Source organism: Aeromonas sp. 25-248, from assembly GCF_053005425.1.
Map to the genome: position 1 here is coordinate 313,554 of NZ_JBRKTB010000002.1, position 21,994 is coordinate 335,547.

Genomic DNA, 21,994 nt, shown 5'->3' on the forward strand with positions numbered 1-21,994 from the left:
CTGCCGCTGCGAACATCAAAAAGGAGAGGCTTGCCTCTCCTTTTTTTATGGCCGACGCGGGGCGACGCTAGAAACGTCTGCCGTAGTTGAGGGCGAAGAAGTAGAGGGCCGGGGTGGGGTAGCGGCCCGAGAGATCCTGCTCATCGACGCTGGCGCTCTCCATGTGGATGTACTCAAACCCGGCTCCCAGGGTCTCCTGAGGGGTGAGCGCATAGGTGACACCGGTGCCGAGCCGCAACGCGCTGCCGCTTGGCGCCGTGAGGGAGGTGTGATCTTGATCCCGGTAGGCACTGGTGTCGTACGCCACGCCGCCATTGAGGGTCCATTGGGGCGTCAGCGCGTGCTGGAGCCCGAGCGCCAGGTGGTAACTGTCCTGATAGAGCCCCTGCTGCGGGGCGGTGCGGTCAAAGATGGTGACCTCGTTGTCGTTGTAGCGGCTCCAGTCCTGCCAGCCCAGATTGCCCATGATGGCCCAGTCGTGGGCCAGGGTATGAAAGGCGCTCACCATCAGCTGCTGGGGGCTGTTGACCATGCCGGACAGGGGCAGGGTGGCGCTGATGCCGGGCAGGTTGGGGCGCGAGAAGGTGATGGTGCGGTCGATGGCGAAGTGGTAGGTCACCTCGCTGGCATAGCCGAGCCCGAATCGGGTCTCTGGATTGTGCTCATAGAGGAGCCCCAGCTTGGCATTGAGGGCCCAGTCTCCGTCGTCCTGCTTCTGCTCCCCGCCACTGCCCTCCCGGGTGAGGGAGAACAGGCCGTAGTTGATGCCGATCCCGACCCCGAGCGACCAGTGCTCGTCGAGGCGATAGGCGATGGATGGTTGCAGGGTGAGGCCGATCAGGGTGGCCTTCTTGATGAGCTGCTTACCAGCCCAGTCACCAAAATCGAGCCCCAGCCCGAAGTTGCCATAGAGCGCGAGGCCCGCCGACCAGCGATCATCGAGCTGCTGGCTGTAGTAGGCGGAGGCCGCGGGGAACCAGCCGACGACGGTATCGACATCCCCCTTCGCGGGATCGTCCAGATCGTAGGGCAGGTCCCCGTAGAGCAGTTGCCCGCCGAGGGTGAGGTGGCGCCCCTCCAGCCGGGTCAGGCCGGCGGGGTTCACCAGTTGCACGGTGGCATCCTGGGCCCTGGCGGCCATGCCGGCGGCGGCCAGGCCGAGATCATTGGTGCCGGTTTCGTACAGGTAGAGACCGGCCCCCTCGGCGGGGGCGTTCAACATGGCGGTCAGGGGCAACAGCAGCAGTGTCCGTTTCATCAAGGTCCCTCTTTCATCGTGGTTGAGAAGCCCTCTCCCCAGCGTCGGTGCCCATCCTTGCATTCCCGGGGAAAGTGGCACGACACAGGCAGTATAGATGGCACCTTGATGAGCGTGGCGGGCACGATGCACGGGGCGCCCCGCCACACCGGGCTTATGCTTTGGCCAGCGCCTTGCTACCATGACGGCAACGGTGCTTCGCGCACCCAGCCCAACTCACAGGAGACCTCATGATCCTCTCAACCACCCCCACCCTGGAAGGCAAGACCATTCGCGAGTACCGCGGCATCGTCGTGGGCGAAGCCATCCTCGGCGCCAACATCTTCAAGGATCTGTTCGCCGGCATCCGCGACATCATCGGCGGTCGCTCCGGCGCCTACGAAAAAGAGCTGGCCCGGGCCCGGGAGATCGCCTTCGAGGAGCTCAAGGAGCGTGCCCAGGCGCTGGGGGCCAACGCCGTGGTGGGCATCGACATCGACTACGAGGTGGTGGGCCAGAACGGCAGCATGCTGATGGTCAGCATCAGCGGCACCGCCGTGGTGGTGTGAGCCTGCGCTCACGCCGTTAGAAGCCAATGCCCAAGCCGATCGCGAGATCGGCTTTTTTATTGGGGAACGGCGGCGGGATGTCGTCGGGAGAGGCGGGAACTGACCTCGCGGCCATGTATCAGCGCGTGATAGGCACCTTAAAGCCGGGAAAAGGGCGCGATCTGTGCTGTTATTGTTCAGTTTTTGTGTGCATGTAGCGAAAGTCATTTAATTTTTCTAAACAAAAACGAGCACTGTGAGTGCGATTTTTCGCCCTTGCCGGGCGTTCAAAGGCCGCAGTAGGATGCAGTCTGGCGCCGGGCTCGCATCTCCCGGCGGCGTTCATCTCATATTGCAGGGCTGCATCCATGACCTTACTCAAACCGCCGGGGCTCAACCCCGGCGACACCATAGGTTTCTTCTCCCCCTCCAGCGCGGCCACCGCCTGGGCGCCGAACCGCTTTGCTCGCGCCAAGGCTTATCTGGCGGCGCAGGGCTTCGAACTCAAGGCGGGCAGCCTGACCGGCGAACAGGATCACTGGCGCTCCGGCTCCATCGCGGCGCGGGCCGCCGAGCTCAATGCCCTCATTCGCGATCCGCAAGTGCGAGCAATCATGTCGGTGATTGGTGGCAGCAACTCCAACTCCCTGCTGCCCTACCTCGATTTTGATGCGCTGAAGCGGGATCCCAAGATAGTCATCGGCTACTCCGATGTAACGGCCCTGCTGCTCGGCATTCATGCCCAGACCGGCCTCGTCACCTTCTATGGCCCGGCGCTGGTGGCTTCCTTTGGCGAGCTCTCGCCGCTGGTGGACGAGACCCTGGCCGGCTTCCTGTCCGTTTGCATGGCCGGTGGCGCCAGCCTGCCCCACCGGTTGCCGACTCCGACGCAATGGACTGAGGAGCGGCTCGACTGGGAGCATCAGACCCGGGCCAAGCAGTGCTGGCCAAACCGGCTGATCTCGGTGGGCACTGGCCGGGTGCGGGGTCGGCTCATTGGCGGCAACCTCAATACCCTGGCGGGGATCTGGGGTTCCCCCTTTATGCCGTCCATCGAGCGGGGCGACATTCTGCTGCTGGAAGACAGCCTCAAAACCGCCGAAACGGTGGAGCGCTCCTTTGCCCACCTCAAGCTGTGCGGGGTGTTTGAGCGCATCGGTGCCCTGGTGCTCGGCAAACACGAGCTGTTCGACAGTCAGGGCAGCGGCAGGCGGCCCCTCGACATCCTGCTGGAGGTCGTGGGGGAGCCGACCTTCCCCATTCTGGCGGAGTATGACTGTGCCCACACCCACCCCATGTTGACCCTGCCCCTTGGCATCGAGGCCGAACTGGATCTCGATGCCCAGAGCCTCACCCTGTGCGAGTCCTGGCTTGGGGAGTGAGTCACTGCACTGCCTGCCATAGTTGCATCGGCACAGAGACAAAGAGGTCGCCCGGGCGACCTCTTTGTCGTCTGCGACTTCGCTGCGGATCAGGGCAGGGCATCGGGCCGGAAGGTGTTGCAAGGATCTGTGTCCCTCGTGTCTCAATCGATCAGGGCAATGCATCGGGCCGGAAGCTGGCGCGGATCTGTGGCACCAGGGGGGAGGGGTCGAAGCCTTTCTCCTCCCCGAGCACCGGGTGGAGCAGGGGTTGGTCCCGGATAGGGGTGAGGTCCCCCGCCAGCAGCTGCCTTGTGGCCTGGCCCATCTGGTAGAGCTGGCGCACCGGGTCGAACTGACGGGCGAGATCCAGCCCGTCCCCGGCCCGGGTGAAGGCCATCATGGGGATCTGGTAGCTGGCATCCCGTGGCGGTTTGGCGCCGTGGATGCCCTTGCCGGCCGACATCAGGAAGGGCTGGTGGTCCCCGAAGGCCACCACCAGGTAGCGCTTGCCGGAGTTGTCCAGGGTCTTGAGCAGCCGCTCCAGGGAGGCCATGGCATCCACCACCCCCGTGTAGTAGGTGTTGAGCAACTGGGTATCCGCCGGGCTCTGATCCGGGCAGGCGCCGCTGCGCTGCTGGGCCCGGTAGCGATCCCCGTCGAAGGGGCCGTGCCCCTGCATGGTGACCGCGTAGGCGAACAGGGGCTGATCGTCCTGGTTGCTGCGTTTGAGCAGGTGATCGATGAGGGCATCGTCGGAGATGTAGAGCCCCTTGTGCTCGAGGGCGGTGAAGCGGGTATCGAACCAGCGCTCCTCATAGCCGAGGGCCGGGATCGCCTTGGCGCGGCCCCAGAACTTCTCCACATAGGGGTGGGCGAACAGGGTCTGGTAGCCGCTTTGGGCTGCGCTGCGCGCAAGGCCGGGCACCTTGTCCGAGAGGTAGTAGTAGGGCACCACTCCCTGTTTGAGCAGGCCCACCGGCAGGCCGGTGTTCATCTCGAACTCCGCCAGCACCGTCATGCCGCCCGTGGTGGGGGAGTGGATGGTCTTGCGCCATTGGGCCACGCTGGCGGGCAGGCTCAAGGTGGGGGCGGGGGCGCAGAGACGGCCCTGCCAGTCAAGCCAGAGTGACTCGTATTGCAGCACGATCACCAGATCGAAGCGGGGAGCCCTGGGCTGGGCGGGCAGGCTCAGCTCCGGGGTGCGCTCGTTGATCTGCAAGGGGTAGCGAAACACGTTGCCGCTTTGCAGCATCTCGTCCACCAGGTTGAACAGGTAGAGGCCGGGGCCGGCGCGGATGATGTCCCTGTGGTAGTTCACCGCCCTGTCCACGTAGCGGATGTTGGCCCCGAGCAGCTTGTTGCCGGTCTGGGTGGCGAACACGCAGAGGGCGAAGAAGGCGGCGGTGGCGGCGGTGGTGCGCAGCAAGCCCCGCAGGATCCAGCGGGAGAGGGCGAAGCGCCACACCAGAAAAAGGAGCCCCAGCACGACGAGCACCGGCACCACAGGGTGCTGATCGAGCAGGATGTGCAGCAGGGCCAGCAGGTTGCCCAGATCGTCCCCCCCCAGCGGCACCCCGTAGATGGCGATCTTCATGAAGTTGGCGAGCAGCCCGATGCCCGAGAGGGCGGTGAAGAGCAGCCCCATATAGAGGCTGAAGCCCGCGAGGGCGCAGAGGCTCCAGCCCAGCACCATGCTGCCCCAGGCGAGGTAGTAGTGCTCGGGCCGAAAGCCCGACCAGAACAGGAATTCCCCCAGCTTGAACACCACGAAGCCGTGGAGCAGCACGAAGGTGAGGTTGCCGAGCAGCAGGCTGCCTGCCACCCGGGCGCGGTAGCTTCGGCGCAGCCGCGGCAGCAGGGCCTTGAGCACGGCGGCGCTCACCAGCAGCACCAGCAGCAGGCTGGTCATCAGGTAGAGGAGGTTGAAACCGCGCTCCGGCAGGGTCTGGAGGATCTGGCTGTATTCGGCGCTCTCCGGCCTGTCTGCCAGCAGCAGCCCGATGCGCAGCTGGTAGCGGCTGTCCAGGGCGTCGTCGGGGGCGCGCAGGGCGCTGTTGAGGCTCAGGGTGCAGCGCTCCTTGCGGCACTTCTGGCGCTTGTCCACCGCCTGGCTCAGCTGATCGATGCGCACCCCTTTGTCGTTGAGCAGCTCCACCCGCACCTTGTCCCCCTCCTGCAGGGGTTTGAGCAGTTGCCACTGGCTGCGCACCACCAGATAGAAGCCCCGGTTGTCACTTTTGTAGAGCAGGCTGTAGCGATTGAGGGTCGCGATGGGCTGATCCGCCGGGCCCAGAATGAGGGGGGCGGCACGCCCGAGCCAGCTGACGGGGTTGAGCAGCGGCAGGGCGAGGGTCAGCAGCAGCAGGGCGGTCAGCAGACCCAGCAACAGCCCGGCCAGGGGCTGGGAGGCGGGGCGGTGGCCGGTGACGGGGGCATTCATAAGGGCTCATCCTTGGAGCGGTCATGGCAGCGACGACTGCCTCTATTTTGACCCGATGGTGCGTGGCTTGTTCCTTGATGTCAATTTAATGACAACAAGATGAATATTCCGTGATGAGCACTGTGAAGCAATTTGTGATCCCGATCCGCCAGGGGCACTCATTCTGTGATGAAAGCGTCATCATGAGCCTTTGCCGCTGGTCTGGGAGGGGGGCGCTGTTTAGTCTCTCAGTAACGGTTGGAGGTACATGTATGAATCCCAAAGTTGCGGCGCGTCAGGCCAGATTGCTCCAGATGCTGGAGAGCAAAGAAGAGATCCGGATCGGGCGGGAGCGGGACTGCCCCCTGCCGCTGCCCCAGCTCGTCCGGCTGACCGAGGATCACCCGGATGTCGTCAAGGTCTACGGTCACGGGCTCACCGCCGAGGTGTTCCATCTCAAGGTGGAGGGGCACCACTGGTGCCTGAAACGCTGCCGCCAGGACTCTCTGGTGGCCAATGTGGACGGCAAGACCGCCTTTCTCACCGAGCTGGAGCGGCGTCGGGAGATAGAGAGCCTGCGGGAACTGCATCCCACCATCCTCTCCAACGTGGTCTGTACCAGTTTCGGCTCCGCCCGGGCCGGGGTGCTGGTCTCCCCCTGGCTGCGGGGGGAGCCGGTGCGCACGCTCTGCGAGCGCAACCTGTCGCAGATGCTGGCGGTGGAGGCGGAGCTGGCCCGCTGGGGCTGGTTTGACTGGGATCCGAGCCCGGGCAACCTGCTGGATGACGGCCAGCATATCTCGGTGTTCGATTTTGGCTACATGTGGCCCTTCGATCCCCTGCACGAGTTCAACTCCAACGGCCTCACCGATCCCGACTTCCATGTGCCTGAGCGACTGGAAACCCGCACCCTCTCCGGGCTCTGGCTGGACGAGGCGGATCCCTTGCCGCTGTTTCGCCGCTGGCGCGAGCTCTGCCTCGCCTGGGCCAGGGGAGAGCTGCAATACCTGTCGCGGGAGGGGGCGAGCGCCCCCGTGCTGGCGCGGATGCAGGGACTGGTGGGGGAGTGGAGTGCGGCGCTGGCAAGCGACGAGGCGCTGGCGGCCAACTGGTGGCGCGACATGTACCGCAGCCATCGGCTCGACATCCTGGACGACCTCAGCGGCAAGAGCTGCGGCCCGCTCACCCTGCGCCGCCTCGACTGGCTGGAGCAGGCGGTACGGGAGCACTTCCCGGCCCTGATGGACAATCTGGCCCCTGACGAAGCGGGGCTCGGTCAGGCCGGGTTGCTGCAACGGCTGGGAGGGCTGCGCGAGCAGATCCGGGCCAATCTGCTGCCCACCCGGGCCACCCTGGTCACCAGCTGATGGTGAAAGAAGAGTGACAAGAGGGGCGCCGTGGCGCCCCTCTTTGCTGAGTGGGGAAGGCCGCCCCGGGTGATGGGGCGGAGGAGGCTCGTTGTGTGCCAGCGCCGGGGCGACTCAGTCGAGCAGTTCCCGGTGCAGGCAATTGACGATGTGGCCCGCCTCGTCCTCTTTGACCAGGAAGCAGAGGTTGTGGGCGCTGGCGCCGTAGCAGATCATCCGGATGTTGTGCTCGCGGATGGCGTCGAACACCTGGCTGCCCACCCCGGCCGCCTCGCTCATGCGGTTGCCGATGAGCGCCACCAGGGCGAAGCCGGTCTCCACTTCCACCTTGCACAGCTGGCCGAGCTCCGCCAGCACCTTGTCGTTCAGGATGGGTTCGCCGTTGCTCTGGCTGCCGGTGTGATCCAGGGTCAGGGAGACGCTCACCTCGGAGGTGGTGATGAGATCCACCGAGATGCGGTGACGGGCCAGGATGCCGAACACCTCGGCCAGGAAGCCGTAGGCGTGGAACATGTTGAGGCTGTGCAGGGTCACCAGCACCTGCTGGCGGCGCAGGGCCACGGCCCGGAACAGCGGGTTGCTGCGGGTGGTGGCGCGGATCCAGGTGCCACCGGCGGCGGGGTCCTTGGCGGAGCCCACGAACACCGGGATGTCCTGGCGCAGCGCGGGTTGCAGGGTGGCCGGGTGCAGCACCTTGGCGCCGAAGGTGGCCATCTCCGCCGCCTCCACGAAGCTGATTTCGGGGATGGGGCGGGCGCGGGTGACCAGGCGGGGATCCGTGGTGTAGATGCCGGGCACGTCGGTCCAGATCTCGATGCTGCCTGCGTCCAGTGCCTCGGCCAGGAGGGCCGCGCTGTAGTCGGAGCCGCCACGGCCGAGGGTGGTGGTGCGACCATCGCCGTCGGCACCGATGAAGCCCTGGGTGATGACCAGGCTGTCACCCAGCAACGGGCCCACCGCCTGCTGGCAGAGGGCGCGGGTCGCCGCGAGATCCACGGTGGCCTTGCCAAAGCGGCTGTCGGTGCGCAGCAGTTGGCGCGCATCCTGCCACTGGGCCTTGACCCCGCGCTGGTGCAGGAGTTCGGTGAAGAGACGGGTGGACATCAGCTCGCCGCAGGCGATGAGGCGATCGGCGAGTTCGGCGTCGGTGTGCTGACTGGCCTGACGGGCCATGGTGCGAATGTCGCCGAGCTGGGCATGGATGAGGGCGCTCACGTCGCTCGGGTTGCCAAGGGCGGCCAGAATGGCCAGCTGGATGTCGGCAAGCCTGGCAAGCTGGGCATCCTGTCCGGCTTCGTCCAGTTCACCCTGAGCCAGGCTCACCAGCAGGTTGGTGACGCCGGCGCTGGCGCTCAGCACCACCACCCGGGTCGCCGGATTGGCCAGCACCACGTCGGCGCAGTGGTTCATGGCCGCAGCATTGGCGACGCTGGTTCCGCCAAACTTGGCGACATTGATCGGGTTCATTGCATACTCCTGTCTCAAGGTGAAAATCCGGTTTCATCGGGCAAATAGAGAGGAGGAGGCAAAAAATGGCAGGAAAACGCGAGGATCCCGGCCAGAAGCACTCCACCTGCAGAGCCCATCCCGTACCCGCCCCAAGGTGGGGCGCGGTGTGGGATGACCACTACCGATGACAACCCGGGGGATTCAGCCCCCGCAGCCGACGTGGCGGTGTCCAGTCACTCGCCTCGTCTCGGCGCTGCTCCCCCTGACCCAAGTTCACCGGACACTGGTGTCCTCCCCTGGGCTGCCTGGGCAGCGCTCCTCTTCTGGTGCCACCTGTGACAGGTGGCGTGCATGTACAAATACCTTGGTCTGGATTGCACTGTCAATCGAGTTCGTAAAAAAGAACAAAATTGACGGTAACCAGGCACAAGATCAATCAGTTACGAAATGGTCTTGGACAAAACCTTGGAGCGACGCTGCCAGTTGTAGAAGCGCTGGCGCTCCACCGGCAGATCTTCGACTTCCAGGGGATCGAAGCCCCGCTCCCGGAACCAGTGGATGGAGCGGGTGGTGAGCACGAACAGGCGACGGATGCCGAGCCGCTTGGCCCGCTCGGCCACCTTGGCGATCAGGGTGTCCCCCCGGTTGGAGTTGCGATACTCCGGGTGGATGGCGACGCAGGCCATCTCGGCCATGGCTTCTTCCATGAAGCAGTAGAGCGCTGCGCAGCCGATGATGAGGCCGTCCCGCTCGATGATGGTGAACTTGTCTATCTCCATCTCCAGCTGCTCCCGGGAGCGGCGCACCAGGATCCCTTCCTCCTCCAGCGGACGGATGAGATCCAGGATGCCGCCGATGTCCTCAATGGTGGCGGCCCTCGCCCGCTCGGCGCTTTCGCGCACGATCTGGGTACCCAGCCCCTCGCGGCTGAACAGTTCCTGCAGCATGGCGCCGTCGTCCTGATAGCTCACCAGGTGGGAGCGGGGCACGCCACCCCGGCAGGAGGCGATGGCCGCGCGCAGGTAGCGGGCGGTGCCTGACATCTCTTCCCCCGCTTGCTCCAGCGCCACCAGCAGCTCTTCGGCCTGCTCGGGGAAGAGCTCGGAGATGGCCTCCCCGTGCCTGTCCATTACCCCCTGGGTGCTGCTGAAGCAGATGAGCTTGTCGGCTTTGAGATCCACCGCCACCCGGCGGGCTACCTCTTCCGAGCTCAGGTTGAAGCTCTCGCCGGTGACCGAGCAGCCAATGGGGGAGATGAGCACCAGGCCGTGCTGATCCAGCTGGCGGGTGATCCCCTCCACATCGATGCGACGCACCCGGCCGCTGTGGCAGAAGTCGATGCCGTCATCCACACCCAGCGGCTGGGCGGTGACGAAGTTGCCACTCACCACGCTGATGCGGGCCCCCTGCATGGGGGTGTTGGCGAGGCCCATGGAGAGCTGGGCGGTGATGTCGTATTGCAGACCGCCGCACACCTGCTTGATGATGGCGAAACTGGCATCGTCGGTGACCCGGATCCGCTTGTGATACTGGGCCTGGATGCCGGCACGGGCCAGGGCCTCGTCATTTTGCGGACGCGAACCAAACACCAGTACCAGGCGGATCCCCAAGGTCTGCAGCAGGGCGATGTCGCTGACGATGTTGGCGAAATTGGGGTGACAAATGGCTTCCCCGCCGATCATCAGGACGAAGGTGGCACCCCGGTGCACATTGACATAGGGGGTGGATTGCCGAAAGGCATGGACCAGGCTGGGTTCGCGTTCACGCACGTGTTTCATTCCATAAAAAAGCAGCAATTCGCCCAATATATGAAAATAAATTCACAAATCAAGACTAAATATCGACTTGGTGTTTTTTTGTCGCCATTTTGACCAGTGCGGGTGGGGAGGGGAAGACGCAGGCGAGGGCGGGAGGGTCGCCCCGGGGGCCGCTCCCTGGTTGATCCGGGCTTATAACCTGATATCTTCGGTGTTCCTTTTCGTCAGCCGCATTGCGCGGGGTTTTATACAAGGACAGGGCATATGGAGCAGATTATTTCACCGGCAGAGGCGCTGCCGGGACGGCGGGAAGCGCTGGAGATTGGCCAGGTGCACGCAGTAAACGGCCACCCGACCCAGGGGCCCTGGCCCGAGGGGATGGAGCTTGCCTGGTTCGGCATGGGCTGTTTCTGGGGTGTGGAGCGTCTGTTCTGGCAGCAGCCCGGGGTCTATTCCACCGCCGCCGGGTATCAGGGGGGGCTGACCCCCAATCCCACCTACAAGGAGGTGTGCAGCGGCCTGACCGGCCACGCCGAGACGGTGCAGGTGGTGTTCGATCCCAAGGTCATCAGCTATGGGGATCTCGTCAAGCTGTTCTGGGAACACCATGATCCGGCCCAGGGGATGCGCCAGGGTGGCGACATCGGCACCCAGTATCGCTCCGTCATCTTCGTCGGGGACGACACCCAGGAGGCGATTGCCCAGCAGAGCCTGGCCGCCTACCAGCAGGCCATGACGGCGAGCGGTGACGGGCGAACCATCACCACCCGCATCCTGCCGCTGGCCCCCTTCTATTACGCCGAGGATTATCACCAGCAATATCTGGAGAAGAATCCCGAGGGGTATTGCGGCCTGGGGGGCATCGGCGTCTGCCTGCCTCCCAGCCTGAATCGCTGAGGCGTCATTGCATACCACGGGGGCCATCAGGCCCCCGTGTCATTGTGATGAAAAATAATTGAAAAAAATGCGTCAGGTGGGGAACTAAACTGAACCCTGGCTGACCAATAGGGTAGCGACCACGGATGGTTGCCAAGACCAGACACATTTTTTTGCCCCGAAATTCATTACTCTGACAAGCGCGATGAATTGACAATGCTAGCAAGCAGGGCTGCCCGATGAGGCGGCCCTTTTCATTGGGCGTCCCGCCTCACTCCTCGCCTCATTGCATCTCGTCCCCTTGCCGTCACGGCAGGGGCGGGGTCAGCCGATGGTGCTGTCGAACAGGTTCTTGATGAGGTCGATGAACTCGATGAGGAAGGCTTGCTGGGCTTCGCTGGGGGCGGACAACCAGACGGCGGAGAGCACCTCTTCCAGATCGGCGACCACGGCATCGGCCTCCTGCATGATCAGGAAGCGCACCTTGGGGTCGAGCTGGGGGTTCTGCTCGCAGATGGCCATCAGGTTGTCGGCCACCCGGCTGCTCACCAGATCCTCGATGGTCTGGACGCCGCCGCCTTGTTGCTGGCTCTCGAACAGACCCAGACTCTCTACCAGATACTCGATCAGCGCAATGTAACCGTCGCTCTCTACCACCATGATGGCTGCCCTTTCTTCATTGCCTTGGGGAAATGGTGCGTATTTTAGTGGCTGAACCCGTCATGGCAAGCGGCAGTGGAGCCGATGGCGGATAAATTGGACACCGCCGCGCTCCACCGTCTCCAATCCGGTCAGCAGGAAGCCGTGACGCAGGAAGAGGGCGAGGCTGAAGGCGCTCGCCTCCGTGGTGAGGCTGCCAAGCCCCATCTGGCTGGCGGCTGCCAGCACCCGCTCCAGCAGCAGGGTGCCAAGCCCCTGGCGCGGATGATCCGGGCTCACGTAGAGCAGGCTGAGATGACCGTCATCGCTCAGGGTGGCAAAGCCAAGGGGCACATCGTCTTGCTCGATGACCCAGCCATGGTGCTCGCGCAACTGGCTGGCAAGCCCCGGGTGATGGGCGCCCCTGGCCCACTGCTCCACCTGCTCCGGGCTGTAGTGCGCAGGCCCCAGGCGGCGTACCGACTGCTCGAACAGATCCAGCAGCCTTGGTATGTGCGCCTCCTCGAGGGGGACGATGCGAGGAGAAGAAAGAGACGGCATGGGTCAATCCTCCCTGATGGTCGCGCGGGGAGCCTGGGGCCGCTTCGCCCTGGGCAGACCCGCCACCACCCGCTCATAGGAGTGGACTATCCAGCCCTGCCAGAGATCGTCAGACAGGCCTTCACTCAGGGTCACCGTGTTCCAGTGCTGCTTGTTCATGTGCCAGCCCGGTTTCACCTCGGGGTGGATCTCCCGCAGCAGCAGGGCGAGCTCGGGTTCGCACTTCAGGTTGATGGAGAGGGGCTCCGCCTGCCAGTCCACCAGGGCAAACATCTTGCCGGCGATGCGGTAGACCAGGATCTCCGGGCCGAAGGGGGTGTCCTCGGTGGCGCCGGGCTGGCTGAGCAAAAATTCACGCAATTGAACGAGGGTCATGGGGACTCCAGGCTGGTCCGATCATGGTGGAAGCATGTTCACCGGGGTGAGCCTTCTGTTAATATGCGCGCCGAGTATACCCCCCATCACCCCGGGAGCCCATGAGATGTTGTACCACAAGACCTTTGAACTGGGTCCCGATCGGGATTGGGTGGTGTTCGTGCACGGTGCGGGCGGCAGCTCCTCCATCTGGTTCAAGCAGTTGCGGGCCTACCGGGAGCACTTCAACGTGCTGCTGCTGGACCTTCGTGGTCACGGCCAGTCCAACCAGCTGCAGCAGGTGGTAAAGGGGCACTACAGCTTTCGGGCCGTGACCGAGGACATCCTGCGCCTGCTGGATCACCTGCGCATCCCCCACGCCCATTTTGTCGGCATCTCCCTTGGCACCATCCTCATCCGCCACCTGGCGGAGCTTCGCCCCGAGCGGGTCAAGAGCATGGTGCTCGGCGGCGCCATCCTGCGTCTCGACATCCGCTCCCGGGTGCTGGTGCAGCTTGGCCGCCTCGGCCAGCACTTCCTGCCCTACATGTGGCTCTACCGCCTGTTCGCCTTCATCATCATGCCGCGCCAGCACCATCAGGAGTCCCGCAACCTCTTCGTGCGCGAGGCTCGCAAGCTGTGCCAGAAGGAGTTCAAGCGCTGGTTCCGTCTCGCCACCGAGGTGAACCCCCTGATGCGCTACTTTCGCGAGCGGGCCCTGCCCATTCCCACCCTCTACGTGATGGGGGAGGAGGATCACATGTTCCTCGCCCCGGTGCGCGAGCAGGTGGCCCGCGACCCTTACAGTTGCCTCGAAATCATCGAAAAGTGCGGCCACGTCTGCAACGTGGAGCAGCCGGATCACTTCAACCGCCAGTCCCTGGCGTTTCTCTCCCGTCAGGCGGCGTCGTCCGCTCTTTGAAGCCCGACAAGGGCCTCAGAGGAAGTAGTGGCCAATCTCCAGATAGCGCTGGCGGATGTGCTCGATGAGCAGCCTTATCTTGCGCGGCGGCTGGCGGGTGAAGGGGTAGACGGCGTAGATGCCGAGCTTCTTGCCCACCCGGTCGGGAAACAAGTCCACCAGATCCCCCTGCATCAGGTCGTGATAGACCAGACAGCGCGGCACATAGACGATGCCGCGTCCCCCCAGCGCCGCCTTGCGCAGGGCTCCGGCGTTGTCGGTTGAAAAGCTCCCCGACACCGACACCAGATAGTTGCCCTCTTCCCCCTTGAAGGCCCACTCCGAGGCCCCCGTGCTCTGGTAGGCGTAGCGCAGGCAGTTGTGGGTGAGCAAGTCTGATGGCTCCCGCGGCGCCCCGAAGCGGCGCACATAGGCGGGGGCGGCGCAGATCACCCACTGGGAGTCGAGAATGTGGCGGGCAATCAGGCTCGAGTCATCCAGATAGCCGGTGCGAATGACCAGGTCGAACCCCTCTTCCACCAGGTTGACGAAGCGGTTGTCCAGCGACATCTCCACCGTGAGCCCCGGGTGCTGCTGGCAAAAATCGGCCACCGCATCGGCGAGCAAGAGCTCCCCCGAGATGGTGGGCACCGACATCCGCACATGACCGCTCACCTTTTCACCAAATCCCGCCACCGCGTCGAAGGCATCCAGTGCGGCGGCCTTCACATTTTTGGCACCCTGATAGAGCGCCTTGCCCGCCTCGCTCAGGGTGAGCCGGCGGGTGGTGCGATAGAGGAGCTGCACCCCGAGCTCCTCTTCAAGACGCCCGATCCGCTTGCTAACCACTGAATTTGTCAGGGAATTTTGTTCCGCTACCTTGCTGAAGGATCCGGCCTCCACCACCTGGGCGAAGAGGATGAGGTCGTCGGTACTGGCCATATTGATCAACTTTTGGAACGAATGTTGTTCATTATTTCCATATATCGCGAAAAAGGAACAGGGTAAGGTCACGTCCGTTTAACAAAACAACAACAAGGTGCGCCTCTGCACCCCTCTGGACAAGGACGCAATGATGACAGACACCCTGCTGGCCCTGGTGGCCTTCTCGCCGATCCTGGTGGCCGCCGTGCTGCTGGTCGGCCTCAACTGGCCCGCCAAGCGCGCCATGCCCGTCGCCTTCCTGTTGACCGTGTTCATCGCCCTCTGGGGCTGGCAGATGAGCCCGACCCGGGTCTTTGCCTCCACCCTGCAGGGGCTGGTGATCACGGTGACCGTGCTCTGGATCGTGTTCGGCGCCATCCTGATGCTCAACACCCTCAAACACACCGGCGCCATCAGCACCATTCGCGGCGGTTTTACCAACATCTCGCCGGACAGGCGCATCCAGGCCATCATCATCGCCTGGTGCTTCGGCGCCTTTATCGAAGGGGCCTCGGGCTTTGGCACTCCGGCCGCCATCGCCGCGCCGCTGCTGGTGGCCATCGGCTTTCCGGCGCTCGCCGCCGTGCTGCTCGGCATGATGATCCAGTCCACCCCGGTGTCGTTTGGCGCGGTGGGCACCCCCATCCTGGTGGGCATCAACAAGGGGCTGGATAACCAGGCCATCGGCCAGACCCTGAGCGCCGGTGGCAGCAGCTGGGACATCTACCTGCAGCAGGTGACCACCAACGTGGCCCTCATTCACGCCACCGTCGGCACCCTGATGCCGGTGCTGATGGTGATGATGCTGACCCGCTTCTTCGGCCGCAACCGCAGCTGGACCGAGGGGCTCTCCATCCTGCCCTTCGCGATTTTCGCCGGGCTCGCCTTCACCGTCCCTTATGCCCTCACCGGCATGCTGCTCGGCCCCGAGTTCCCGTCCCTCATCGGCGGTCTGGTGGGGCTGGCCCTGGTGGTGACGGCGGCGCGAGCCGGTTTTCTGGTGCCCAAGAACTCCTGGGATTTCGCCCCCGAGAACGAGTGGCCCGCCGAGTGGCTGGGCTCCTTGAAGCTCGATCTCAAAGAGGCCGCCGGCCGCCCCATGTCGCTCATGCTGGCCTGGCTCCCCTATGTGGCGCTGGCGCTCCTGCTGGTGGCGAGCCGGGTGAGCCCGGCATTCAAGGCAAGCCTCCTGTCGGTGAGCCTCGCCTTCACAGACCTTTTGGGGGAGAAGGGGGTCAGCGCCTCCATTGAGCCGCTCTACCTGCCGGGGGGCCTGCTGGTGCTCTGCGCCCTGCTCGCCACCTGGCTGCAATCGCGCTCCCTCGCCCCCTTCGGGCGGGCATTGGGGGAGTCCAGCCGCACCCTGATCGGCGCCGGCTTCGTGTTGATTTTCACCGTGCCCATGGTGCGCATCTTCATCAACTCCGGCGTCAACGGGGCGGATCTTGCCAGCATGCCGGTGACCACCGCCAACTTTGCCGCCGGGCTGGTGGGGGAGTTCTTCCCTGCGCTCAGCGCCACCATCGGCGCGCTGGGGGCCTTCATCGCCGGATCCAACACGGTATCGAACATGATGTTCAGCCAGTTCCAGTTCGAGGTGGCCCAGACCCTGGGGGTCTCCACCGCCGCCATGCTGGCGCTGCAGGCAGTCGGCGCCGCTGCGGGCAACATGATCGCCATTCACAACGTGGTGGCGGCCTCGGCCACCGTGGGGCTGCTCGGCCGTGAGGGGGCGACGCTGCGCAAGACGGCGCTGCCGACCCTCTACTACCTGCTGGTCACCGGCCTTATCGGGCTGGTGCTCATGTACAGCTTCCACATCTCGGACGCACTGCTGCAGCTCAAGTAAGGAGAGCAAGTGATGAAGGTAATGCGGGTCTACCCGGCCAAGCCGGCCGATGTCTATCTCTACGCCACCTGTCTGGTGGACCTGTTCGACCCGGTGGCGGGGCTCGATGCCATCGCCCTGATCGAGCGGGAAGGGATAAGGGTGCACTTTGTCGAGAAGCAGACCTGCTGCGGGCAGCCGGCCTACACCTCGGGTCACGAGGAGGAGGCGCGCAAGGTGGCGCAAAGCCAGATGGCGCTCTTCCCCGAGCCCTGGCCGGTGGTGGTGCTGTCGGGCTCCTGCGGCGGCATGATGCACCACCACTACCGCCGCCTCTTCCCCGAGAGCCCCGAGGTGGCCGATTTTTGCGATCGGGTGTTCGAGCTCACCGAGTTTCTGGCCCGGGTCTGCCGGGTGCGCTGGCACGGGGTGGGGGAGGCGAGCATCGTCATGCACACCTCCTGCTCGGCCCGGCGCGAGATGCAGGTACACACCACGGCCCGCAGCCTGCTGGGGCAGCTCGATGGCGTCACCTTGCATGAGCAGGCCTACGAGAGCGAGTGCTGCGGCTTTGGCGGCACCTTCTCGGTGCGCCATCCCCACATCAGCCAGGCCATGGTGGAGGACAAGACCCGCCACCTGCTGGCGACCGGCGCCGACACCCTGGTGAGCGCCGACTGGGGGTGCCTCTTGAACATCAAGGGATCCCTGGCCTATCAGGGCAGGATCTTGCCTGCCACCCACCTGGCGAGCTTCCTGCTCGCCCACAGCCGCCCCGACAGTGACGAAATAGCTCATAACGGCGCCGCTGTTAGCGATTTGGCTCATACCAAAGAGGCCCTGCCCCATGTCTGATCACGCCAAGTATTCGCCGCGCCGCTTCCATCCCCAGGCCGAGGCGGCCCTGGCCGACCCCGTGCTGCGCCAGAATTTTCGCGGCGCCATGGATTACCTGCGCGCCAAGCGCCGGGATGCCTTCGCCGACCCGCAGGAAGAAGCGGCGGTGCGCGATGCGGCGGAACAAATCCGCCTGCGCTGTCTCTCGCGCCTGCCGGACCTTTTGGTGCAGCTCGAAGCCAACTGTGAGCGCAACGGCATCCGGGTGCACTGGGCCCAGACGCCGGCCGAGGCCAACGCCATCATCCTCGGCATCGCCCAGCAACACGGGGTGAGCAGCATCGTCAAGGGCAAGTCCATGGTGAGCGAGGAGGTGGGGTTCAACCACGAGATGGCGCGCCACGGCATCCGCTGCCTTGAGAGCGACATGGGGGAGTTTATCGTCCAGCTCGACGGTGACACCCCGTCCCACATCATCATGCCCGCCATCCACAAGAACAAGCAGGAGGTGAGCGATACCTTCGCCGGCAATCTGGCAGATTTCACCCCTACCACCGACGTGGACGAGCTGATCCAGACCGGACGGCGGGCCTTGCGCGAAGAGTTTCGCCGCGCCGGCATGGGGCTCTCCGGCGTCAACTTCGCGGTGGCCGAGACTGGCAGCCTGTGCCTCGTCGAGAACGAGGGCAACGGGCGCATGTGCACCACTGTGCCGAAAGTGCACGTGGCCATCACCGGCATCGAGAAGGTGGTGGAGTGCTTATCCGATGTGCCGCCCCTCTACAGCGCCCTGACCCGCTCGGCCACCGGGCAGGCCATCACCACCTACTTCAACGTCATCAGCGGCCCGCGCCGGGTTGGGGAGCTGGACGGCCCGGACGAGGTGCACCTGGTGCTGCTGGACAACGGCCGCAGCCAGGCCTATCGGGACGAGGAGCTGCGCAAGACCTTGCAGTGCATCCGCTGCGGCGCCTGCATGAACCACTGCCCGGTCTACACCCGCATCGGCGGCCACGCCTACGGCACTATCTACCCGGGCCCCATCGGCAAGATAGTCTCCCCCCATCTGCTGGGGCTGGAGAGCACGAGCGATCTGGTGACGGCATCGAGCCTGTGCGGTGCCTGCGGCGAGGTGTGCCCGGTGCGCATCCCCATTCCCGACCTGTTGCAGCGCCTGCGCCGGGAGGCCAAGCACGACGCACAGCCCGGTCACGAACCGCTGGCGGGGCAGGGGACGGCCAAAAGCCGGCTCGAGACCCTTGCCATGCAGGGCTTTGCCTTTGCCGCCACCCACCCGCGCCTCTACCACGCCGCAACCGGGGTGGCCGGTCGCCTGCGGGGCTTGATGCCCAAACACCTGGGCCCCTGGACCCAGTGCCGCGAAGCCCCCAAACCCGCCCCCCAGAGCCTGCACGCCCTGCTGCGCCAGAAGAAGAAGGAGTCCTGAGATGTCGAGCAAAGAGGCCATATTGAGCCGCCTGCGCGGCGCCGCCACCCCCATTGCCCACGCCCCCCATGGCTGGCAGCCCTGGCGCGGGGAGGATGATCAGGCACGGCGCGAGCGCTTTGTTGCCGGGATCAGCGCCAGCCACGCCGAGATCCTCACAGTCCAACAGGCAAACCTGGCCCGGGATCTGGCCGCCTGGTTGGATCAAGAAGGCGTGACGCATCTGGCCTGTGGCCAGGGCGGTCGCTGGCAGGCGGCGGTCGCGGCGGCTTGCGCCGGGCGATCTGTGTTGACCCCCTCTGGCGAGTTCGCGAGCTGGAAAGACGTGCTGTTCGATGCCTGTCAGGCGGGCATCACCCACTGCGCTGGCGCCATCGCCGATACCGGCACGCTCGTGTTGCTGCCGGATGGCGGCGAGCCGCGCACCTTGTCCTTGGTGCCCCCCTGCCATATCGCCCTGCTGGCGGCTTCCACCATCGCCGACAACCTGGCGGGGCTGGTGGCGGCCGGGCGCTGGCAGCAGGCCATGCCCACCAATCTGCTGCTGGTCTCCGGCCCCTCCAAGACCGCCGACATCCAGCAGACCCTGGCCTACGGCGCCCACGGCCCGAGCCGCCTGCTGGTGGTGCTGGTGGAGGATTGCTGATGCGCTGGAATGAATTTGACGCAGCCGTGCTCTCGCGCATCCCGCAGGAGCGGCTGGTGAGCGACCCGGACTTGCGATTGGCCCACGGCACGGACGCGAGCTTCTACCGCCTGGTGCCAGAGCGCATCGTGCGCCTCGATTCTTTGGATGAAGTGCGCTTCGTGCTGTCGGTGTGCCGCGAATTGGGCCTGCCGTGCACCTTTCGCGCCGCCGGCACCAGCCTCTCGGGCCAGGCCCTGAGCGATTCGGTGCTCATCACCCTGACCGACAGCTGGCGTGGCCACCGCGTTCTGGACGATGGCGAGCGCATTGCCTTGCAACCCGGGGTGATCGGCGCCGATGCCAACCGCTATCTGGCGCCCCTGGGGCGAAAGATTGGGCCGGATCCCGCCTCCATCAACGCCTGCAAGCTCGGCGGCATCGCCGCCAACAACGCGAGCGGCATGTGCTGCGGCACCGCCCACAACAGCTACCACACCCTGCACGCCATGACCCTGCTGCTGGCCGATGGCACCGTGCTGGAGAGCTGCGATCCCCAGAGCCGCGCTGCCTTGGCGGCCAGGCGCCCGGAGCTGCTCTCGGGGCTCGCCGCCCTGCGCGCCGAGGTGCTGTCGAATGCCGAGCTTGCCGCCAAGATCCGCCACAAGTACCGGCTCAAGAACACCACCGGCTACGCCATCAACGCCCTGCTCGACCATGAGGACCCTGTCGATATCCTCACCCACCTGATGATCGGCTCGGAGGGGACCCTCGGCTTTATCGCCGAGGTGGTGCTCGATACCGTGCCCGAATACCCCCACAAGGCCTCGGCCCTGCTGGTGTTTCGAGACGCCGAGCAGGCGTGTCTGGCCACTTCGCGCCTGAAAAGTGCGCCGGTGGCGGCGGTGGAGCTGATGGATGGGCGATCCCTGCGCTCGGTGGCGGGCAAACCCGGCCTGCCGGACTTTATCAAGACGCTGGATCTGGCCGCCTGCGCCCTGCTTGTGGAGGTGCATGGGGAATCGAAAGAGGAGTTGGTGGATCGCTGCGAGCAGGTGACGGCCATGGCGGCCGAGTTCGCTCAGGTCGCCTCGGTGCCTTTTACCGTCGACAGCGCCGGCCTCTGGGCCATTCGCAAGGGGCTCTTCCCGGCGGTGGGGGCGGTGCGCACCACCGGCACCACCGTCATCATCGAGGATGTCGCCTTTCCCATCGAACGTCTGGCGCAAGGGGTGGCGGGGCTGCAAGCCCTGTTCGATCGCTTCGAATACGGTGAAGCCATCATCTTCGGCCACGCGCTGGAGGGGAACCTGCACTTCGTCTTTACCCAGGGGTTCGACGAGCCGGCCCAGGTGGCCCGCTACGGCGCCTTTATGGATGCGGTGGCGGAGCTGGTCGCCGTGCGCTTTGGCGGGTCGCTCAAGGCCGAGCACGGCACCGGCCGCAACATGGCCCCCTATGTGGAGCTGGAATGGGGGCCGGAGGGGATGGCGCTGATGCGGCGCATCAAGGCGTTGCTGGACCCCGATGGCTTGCTCAATCCCGGCGTCATCATCAACGACGACCCCAAGGCCCACCTGGCCCATCTCAAGCCCATGCCGGCGAGCGATGCCATCGTGGATCCGTGCATCGAGTGCGGCTTTTGCGAGGCGGTCTGCCCCTCGCGCACCCTGTCACTGTCGCCGCGCCAGCGCATCGTGCTCTATCGGGAGTTGTCACGCCGTGGTCGCAGCGGTGAAGTGGCAGGGGATCTTGCCCGGCTGTTTGACTATCAGGGGATTGAGACCTGTGCCGCCACCGGGCTGTGCGCCGATCGCTGCCCGGTGGGCATCAACACCGGCAGCCTGATCAAGAAGCTGCGCAGCGAAAAGTACCAGCGCTTCGTGCCCATCGCCCGATGGAGCGCCGATCACTTCGCTGGCGTGACCCGCACCGCCCGCAGTGCGTTGGGCCTCAAATCCATTGCCGGCAAGCTTCTGGGAGACAAAGCGCTGGCAGGGTTGGTGAACGGGGTTCGCCATCTGAGCGGCCAGCGCACACCCGCCTGGCTGCCCACCCTGCCGGGGCCGAGCCGCTACCGGTGGCCGCAAGGGGAGGGGAGCCATGGCGGATCCAGCGAGGACATTGGAGAGGATCGCGCCGTGGTCTATCTGCCATCCTGCGCCAGCCGGGTGTTCGGCCAGCAGGAGGAGGCCCCGTCACTGCCGGACGTGGTGTTATCTCTGCTCAATAAAGCGGGCTGCCGGGTCATCGTGCCGGAGAGAGTTGAGGGGCTCTGCTGCGGCATGCCCTATGACAGCAAGGGTATGAGCGAGGTGGCTGCGGCCAAGCGCAGTGAGCTGGCGGCGGCGCTGTGGCAGGCAAGCGAGCAGGGGCGCTGGCCCGTGCTGCTCGATACCAGCCCCTGTGTGCAGCGACTGCTCTCGGGGGCGCTCGGCAAGGGCCTTCGGGTGTTCGAGCCCTCCACTTTTGTGCTGGAACACCTGCTGCCCCACCTTGAGCTGACCCCCATCGATGAGACCGTGATGCTTCATATCACCTGCAGCAGCCGGCGCATGGGGCTCGGCGATAAGATGCTGGCGGTGGCCCGCGCCTGTGCCCGGGAGGTGATCGTGCCTGAGCATATCCAGTGCTGCGGCTTTGCCGGCGACAAGGGGTTGATGACCCCGGAGCTCAACGCCGCGGCCCTCGCCAGCCTGCCCGCCCAGGTCCCCAGGGATTGCCGCCAGGGATTCAGCAACAGCCGCACCTGCGAAATGGGGCTTAGCCAGCACGCTGGCATTCCCTATCACAGCATCCTCTATCTGGTGGATCAGGCGGCGAGATAGAAAAATAAAAACGGCAGGATAACTATCCTGCCG

General features: G+C 65.1%; 18 protein-coding genes and 1 riboswitch. Of the genes, 10 read left to right on the forward strand and 8 right to left on the reverse strand.

What is annotated here, in order from left to right; all coding sequences use genetic code 11:
- Positions 1 to 67 precede the first annotated feature (67 nt).
- Positions 68 to 1,258 (reverse strand): OmpP1/FadL family transporter, encoded by a 1,191-nt coding sequence (locus ACVDHI_RS04890; RefSeq protein WP_447211775.1) that lies wholly within the window; start codon positions 1,256 to 1,258, stop codon positions 68 to 70.
- 230 nt (positions 1,259 to 1,488) lie between these two features.
- On the opposite strand from ACVDHI_RS04890, the gene ACVDHI_RS04895 reads away from it, so the two are divergent.
- Together ACVDHI_RS04895 and ACVDHI_RS04900 are read left to right on the forward strand one after the other, a co-directional pair.
- Positions 1,489 to 1,806 carry a heavy metal-binding domain-containing protein gene (locus ACVDHI_RS04895; RefSeq protein ID WP_124244354.1) on the forward strand — a complete coding sequence of 106 codons (318 nt, stop codon included), beginning with the start codon at positions 1,489 to 1,491 and terminating at the stop codon, positions 1,804 to 1,806.
- A 347-nt stretch (positions 1,807 to 2,153) separates the two neighbouring features.
- A complete protein-coding gene (locus ACVDHI_RS04900) occupies positions 2,154 to 3,167 on the forward strand; it encodes a S66 family peptidase (protein WP_447211776.1) in 1,014 nt (337 codons plus the stop codon).
- 151 nt (positions 3,168 to 3,318) lie between these two features.
- Here ACVDHI_RS04900 and ACVDHI_RS04905 read toward each other — a convergent pair whose 3' ends face one another.
- Positions 3,319 to 5,589: an LTA synthase family protein gene (locus ACVDHI_RS04905; protein ID WP_447211777.1), complete on the reverse strand. Its 2,271-nt coding sequence runs from the start codon at positions 5,587 to 5,589 to the stop codon at positions 3,319 to 3,321.
- Between the two features lie 251 nt (positions 5,590 to 5,840).
- Here ACVDHI_RS04905 and ACVDHI_RS04910 point away from each other — a divergent pair, with 251 nt between their 5' ends.
- On the forward strand, positions 5,841 to 6,935 hold the full coding sequence (locus tag ACVDHI_RS04910; RefSeq protein WP_447211778.1) for a hypothetical protein: 1,095 nt from the start codon (positions 5,841 to 5,843) through the stop codon (positions 6,933 to 6,935).
- 114 nt (positions 6,936 to 7,049) lie between these two features.
- On the opposite strand, the gene lysC is transcribed toward ACVDHI_RS04910, so the two are convergent.
- Complete coding sequence (lysC, locus tag ACVDHI_RS04915; RefSeq protein WP_010674363.1) at positions 7,050 to 8,402, reverse strand: lysine-sensitive aspartokinase 3; 1,353 nt, start codon at positions 8,400 to 8,402, stop codon at positions 7,050 to 7,052.
- An 87-nt stretch (positions 8,403 to 8,489) separates the two neighbouring features.
- A riboswitch (Lysine riboswitch) is annotated at positions 8,490 to 8,715 on the reverse strand.
- A gap of 109 nt (positions 8,716 to 8,824) precedes the next feature.
- Entirely contained in the window at positions 8,825 to 10,153 is a 1,329-nt protein-coding gene (gene argA / locus ACVDHI_RS04920; RefSeq protein ID WP_041215931.1) for an amino-acid N-acetyltransferase, read from the reverse strand.
- 252 nt (positions 10,154 to 10,405) lie between these two features.
- On the opposite strand from argA, the gene msrA reads away from it, so the two are divergent.
- On the forward strand, positions 10,406 to 11,038 hold the full coding sequence (gene msrA, locus ACVDHI_RS04925; RefSeq protein ID WP_010674365.1) for a peptide-methionine (S)-S-oxide reductase MsrA: 633 nt from the start codon (positions 10,406 to 10,408) through the stop codon (positions 11,036 to 11,038).
- Positions 11,039 to 11,341: 303 nt separating this feature from the next.
- Here msrA and ACVDHI_RS04930 read toward each other — a convergent pair whose 3' ends face one another.
- Genes ACVDHI_RS04930 through ACVDHI_RS04940 form a run of 3 tightly spaced genes read right to left on the reverse strand, consistent with a single transcriptional unit; the run spans position 11,342 to position 12,592 of the window.
- The gene (locus ACVDHI_RS04930; RefSeq protein ID WP_201968844.1) at positions 11,342 to 11,677 is read right to left on the reverse strand and encodes a DUF3802 family protein; all 336 of its coding nucleotides are present in this window, start codon (positions 11,675 to 11,677) and stop codon (positions 11,342 to 11,344) included.
- Positions 11,678 to 11,737: 60 nt separating this feature from the next.
- On the reverse strand, positions 11,738 to 12,217 hold the full coding sequence (locus ACVDHI_RS04935; protein ID WP_227263574.1) for a GNAT family N-acetyltransferase: 480 nt from the start codon (positions 12,215 to 12,217) through the stop codon (positions 11,738 to 11,740).
- 3 nt (positions 12,218 to 12,220) lie between these two features.
- A complete protein-coding gene (locus tag ACVDHI_RS04940) occupies positions 12,221 to 12,592 on the reverse strand; it encodes an MmcQ/YjbR family DNA-binding protein (RefSeq protein WP_010674368.1) in 372 nt (123 codons plus the stop codon).
- A 106-nt stretch (positions 12,593 to 12,698) separates the two neighbouring features.
- Here ACVDHI_RS04940 and ACVDHI_RS04945 point away from each other — a divergent pair, with 106 nt between their 5' ends.
- A complete protein-coding gene (locus tag ACVDHI_RS04945; RefSeq protein ID WP_104452773.1) occupies positions 12,699 to 13,493 on the forward strand; it encodes an alpha/beta fold hydrolase in 795 nt (264 codons plus the stop codon).
- A 15-nt stretch (positions 13,494 to 13,508) separates the two neighbouring features.
- On the opposite strand, the gene ACVDHI_RS04950 is transcribed toward ACVDHI_RS04945, so the two are convergent.
- Positions 13,509 to 14,486: a LysR family transcriptional regulator gene (locus ACVDHI_RS04950; RefSeq protein ID WP_080944316.1), complete on the reverse strand. Its 978-nt coding sequence runs from the start codon at positions 14,484 to 14,486 to the stop codon at positions 13,509 to 13,511.
- A gap of 61 nt (positions 14,487 to 14,547) precedes the next feature.
- Between ACVDHI_RS04950 and ACVDHI_RS04955 the strand changes: the two genes are divergently transcribed.
- Genes ACVDHI_RS04955 through ACVDHI_RS04975 form a run of 5 tightly spaced genes read left to right on the forward strand, consistent with a single transcriptional unit; the run spans position 14,548 to position 21,961 of the window.
- Positions 14,548 to 16,245 carry an L-lactate permease gene (locus tag ACVDHI_RS04955; protein WP_447211779.1) on the forward strand — a complete coding sequence of 566 codons (1,698 nt, stop codon included), beginning with the start codon at positions 14,548 to 14,550 and terminating at the stop codon, positions 16,243 to 16,245.
- 12 nt (positions 16,246 to 16,257) lie between these two features.
- Positions 16,258 to 17,079 carry a (Fe-S)-binding protein gene (locus tag ACVDHI_RS04960; protein WP_368173413.1) on the forward strand — a complete coding sequence of 274 codons (822 nt, stop codon included), beginning with the start codon at positions 16,258 to 16,260 and terminating at the stop codon, positions 17,077 to 17,079.
- Positions 17,072 to 18,508, forward strand: a complete 1,437-nt coding sequence (locus ACVDHI_RS04965; protein WP_447211780.1) for a LutB/LldF family L-lactate oxidation iron-sulfur protein — start codon at positions 17,072 to 17,074, stop codon at positions 18,506 to 18,508. The genes ACVDHI_RS04960 and ACVDHI_RS04965 overlap by 8 nt, the downstream gene beginning before the upstream one ends.
- A 1-nt stretch (position 18,509) precedes the next feature.
- Positions 18,510 to 19,154 (forward strand): LutC/YkgG family protein, encoded by a 645-nt coding sequence (locus ACVDHI_RS04970; RefSeq protein WP_447211781.1) that lies wholly within the window; start codon positions 18,510 to 18,512, stop codon positions 19,152 to 19,154.
- Positions 19,154 to 21,961 carry an FAD-binding and (Fe-S)-binding domain-containing protein gene (locus ACVDHI_RS04975; protein WP_447211782.1) on the forward strand — a complete coding sequence of 936 codons (2,808 nt, stop codon included), beginning with the start codon at positions 19,154 to 19,156 and terminating at the stop codon, positions 21,959 to 21,961. The genes ACVDHI_RS04970 and ACVDHI_RS04975 overlap by 1 nt, the downstream gene beginning before the upstream one ends.
- The last annotated feature ends 33 nt before the right edge of the window (positions 21,962 to 21,994 follow it).

Bases quoted from the DNA above. Each gene is read 5' to 3' on its own strand.
- ACVDHI_RS04940 (WP_010674368.1), bottom strand. From the start codon at position 12,592: ATGACCCTCGTTCAATTGCGTGAATTTTTGCTCAGCCAGCCCGGCGCC.
- ACVDHI_RS04895 (WP_124244354.1), top strand. From the start codon at position 1,489: ATGATCCTCTCAACCACCCCCACCCTGGAAGGCAAGACCATTCGCGAG.
- ACVDHI_RS04900 (WP_447211776.1), top strand. From the start codon at position 2,154: ATGACCTTACTCAAACCGCCGGGGCTCAACCCCGGCGACACCATAGGT.
- ACVDHI_RS04890 (WP_447211775.1), bottom strand. From the start codon at position 1,258: ATGAAACGGACACTGCTGCTGTTGCCCCTGACCGCCATGTTGAACGCC.
- ACVDHI_RS04930 (WP_201968844.1), bottom strand. From the start codon at position 11,677: ATGGTGGTAGAGAGCGACGGTTACATTGCGCTGATCGAGTATCTGGTA.
- ACVDHI_RS04945 (WP_104452773.1), top strand. From the start codon at position 12,699: ATGTTGTACCACAAGACCTTTGAACTGGGTCCCGATCGGGATTGGGTG.
- ACVDHI_RS04965 (WP_447211780.1), top strand. From the start codon at position 17,072: ATGTCTGATCACGCCAAGTATTCGCCGCGCCGCTTCCATCCCCAGGCC.
- ACVDHI_RS04970 (WP_447211781.1), top strand. From the start codon at position 18,510: ATGTCGAGCAAAGAGGCCATATTGAGCCGCCTGCGCGGCGCCGCCACC.
- msrA (WP_010674365.1), top strand. From the start codon at position 10,406: ATGGAGCAGATTATTTCACCGGCAGAGGCGCTGCCGGGACGGCGGGAA.
- ACVDHI_RS04910 (WP_447211778.1), top strand. From the start codon at position 5,841: ATGAATCCCAAAGTTGCGGCGCGTCAGGCCAGATTGCTCCAGATGCTG.
- ACVDHI_RS04905 (WP_447211777.1), bottom strand. From the start codon at position 5,589: ATGAATGCCCCCGTCACCGGCCACCGCCCCGCCTCCCAGCCCCTGGCC.
- ACVDHI_RS04960 (WP_368173413.1), top strand. From the start codon at position 16,258: ATGAAGGTAATGCGGGTCTACCCGGCCAAGCCGGCCGATGTCTATCTC.
- ACVDHI_RS04975 (WP_447211782.1), top strand. From the start codon at position 19,154: ATGCGCTGGAATGAATTTGACGCAGCCGTGCTCTCGCGCATCCCGCAG.
- ACVDHI_RS04955 (WP_447211779.1), top strand. From the start codon at position 14,548: ATGACAGACACCCTGCTGGCCCTGGTGGCCTTCTCGCCGATCCTGGTG.
- ACVDHI_RS04935 (WP_227263574.1), bottom strand. From the start codon at position 12,217: ATGCCGTCTCTTTCTTCTCCTCGCATCGTCCCCCTCGAGGAGGCGCAC.
- lysC (WP_010674363.1), bottom strand. From the start codon at position 8,402: ATGAACCCGATCAATGTCGCCAAGTTTGGCGGAACCAGCGTCGCCAAT.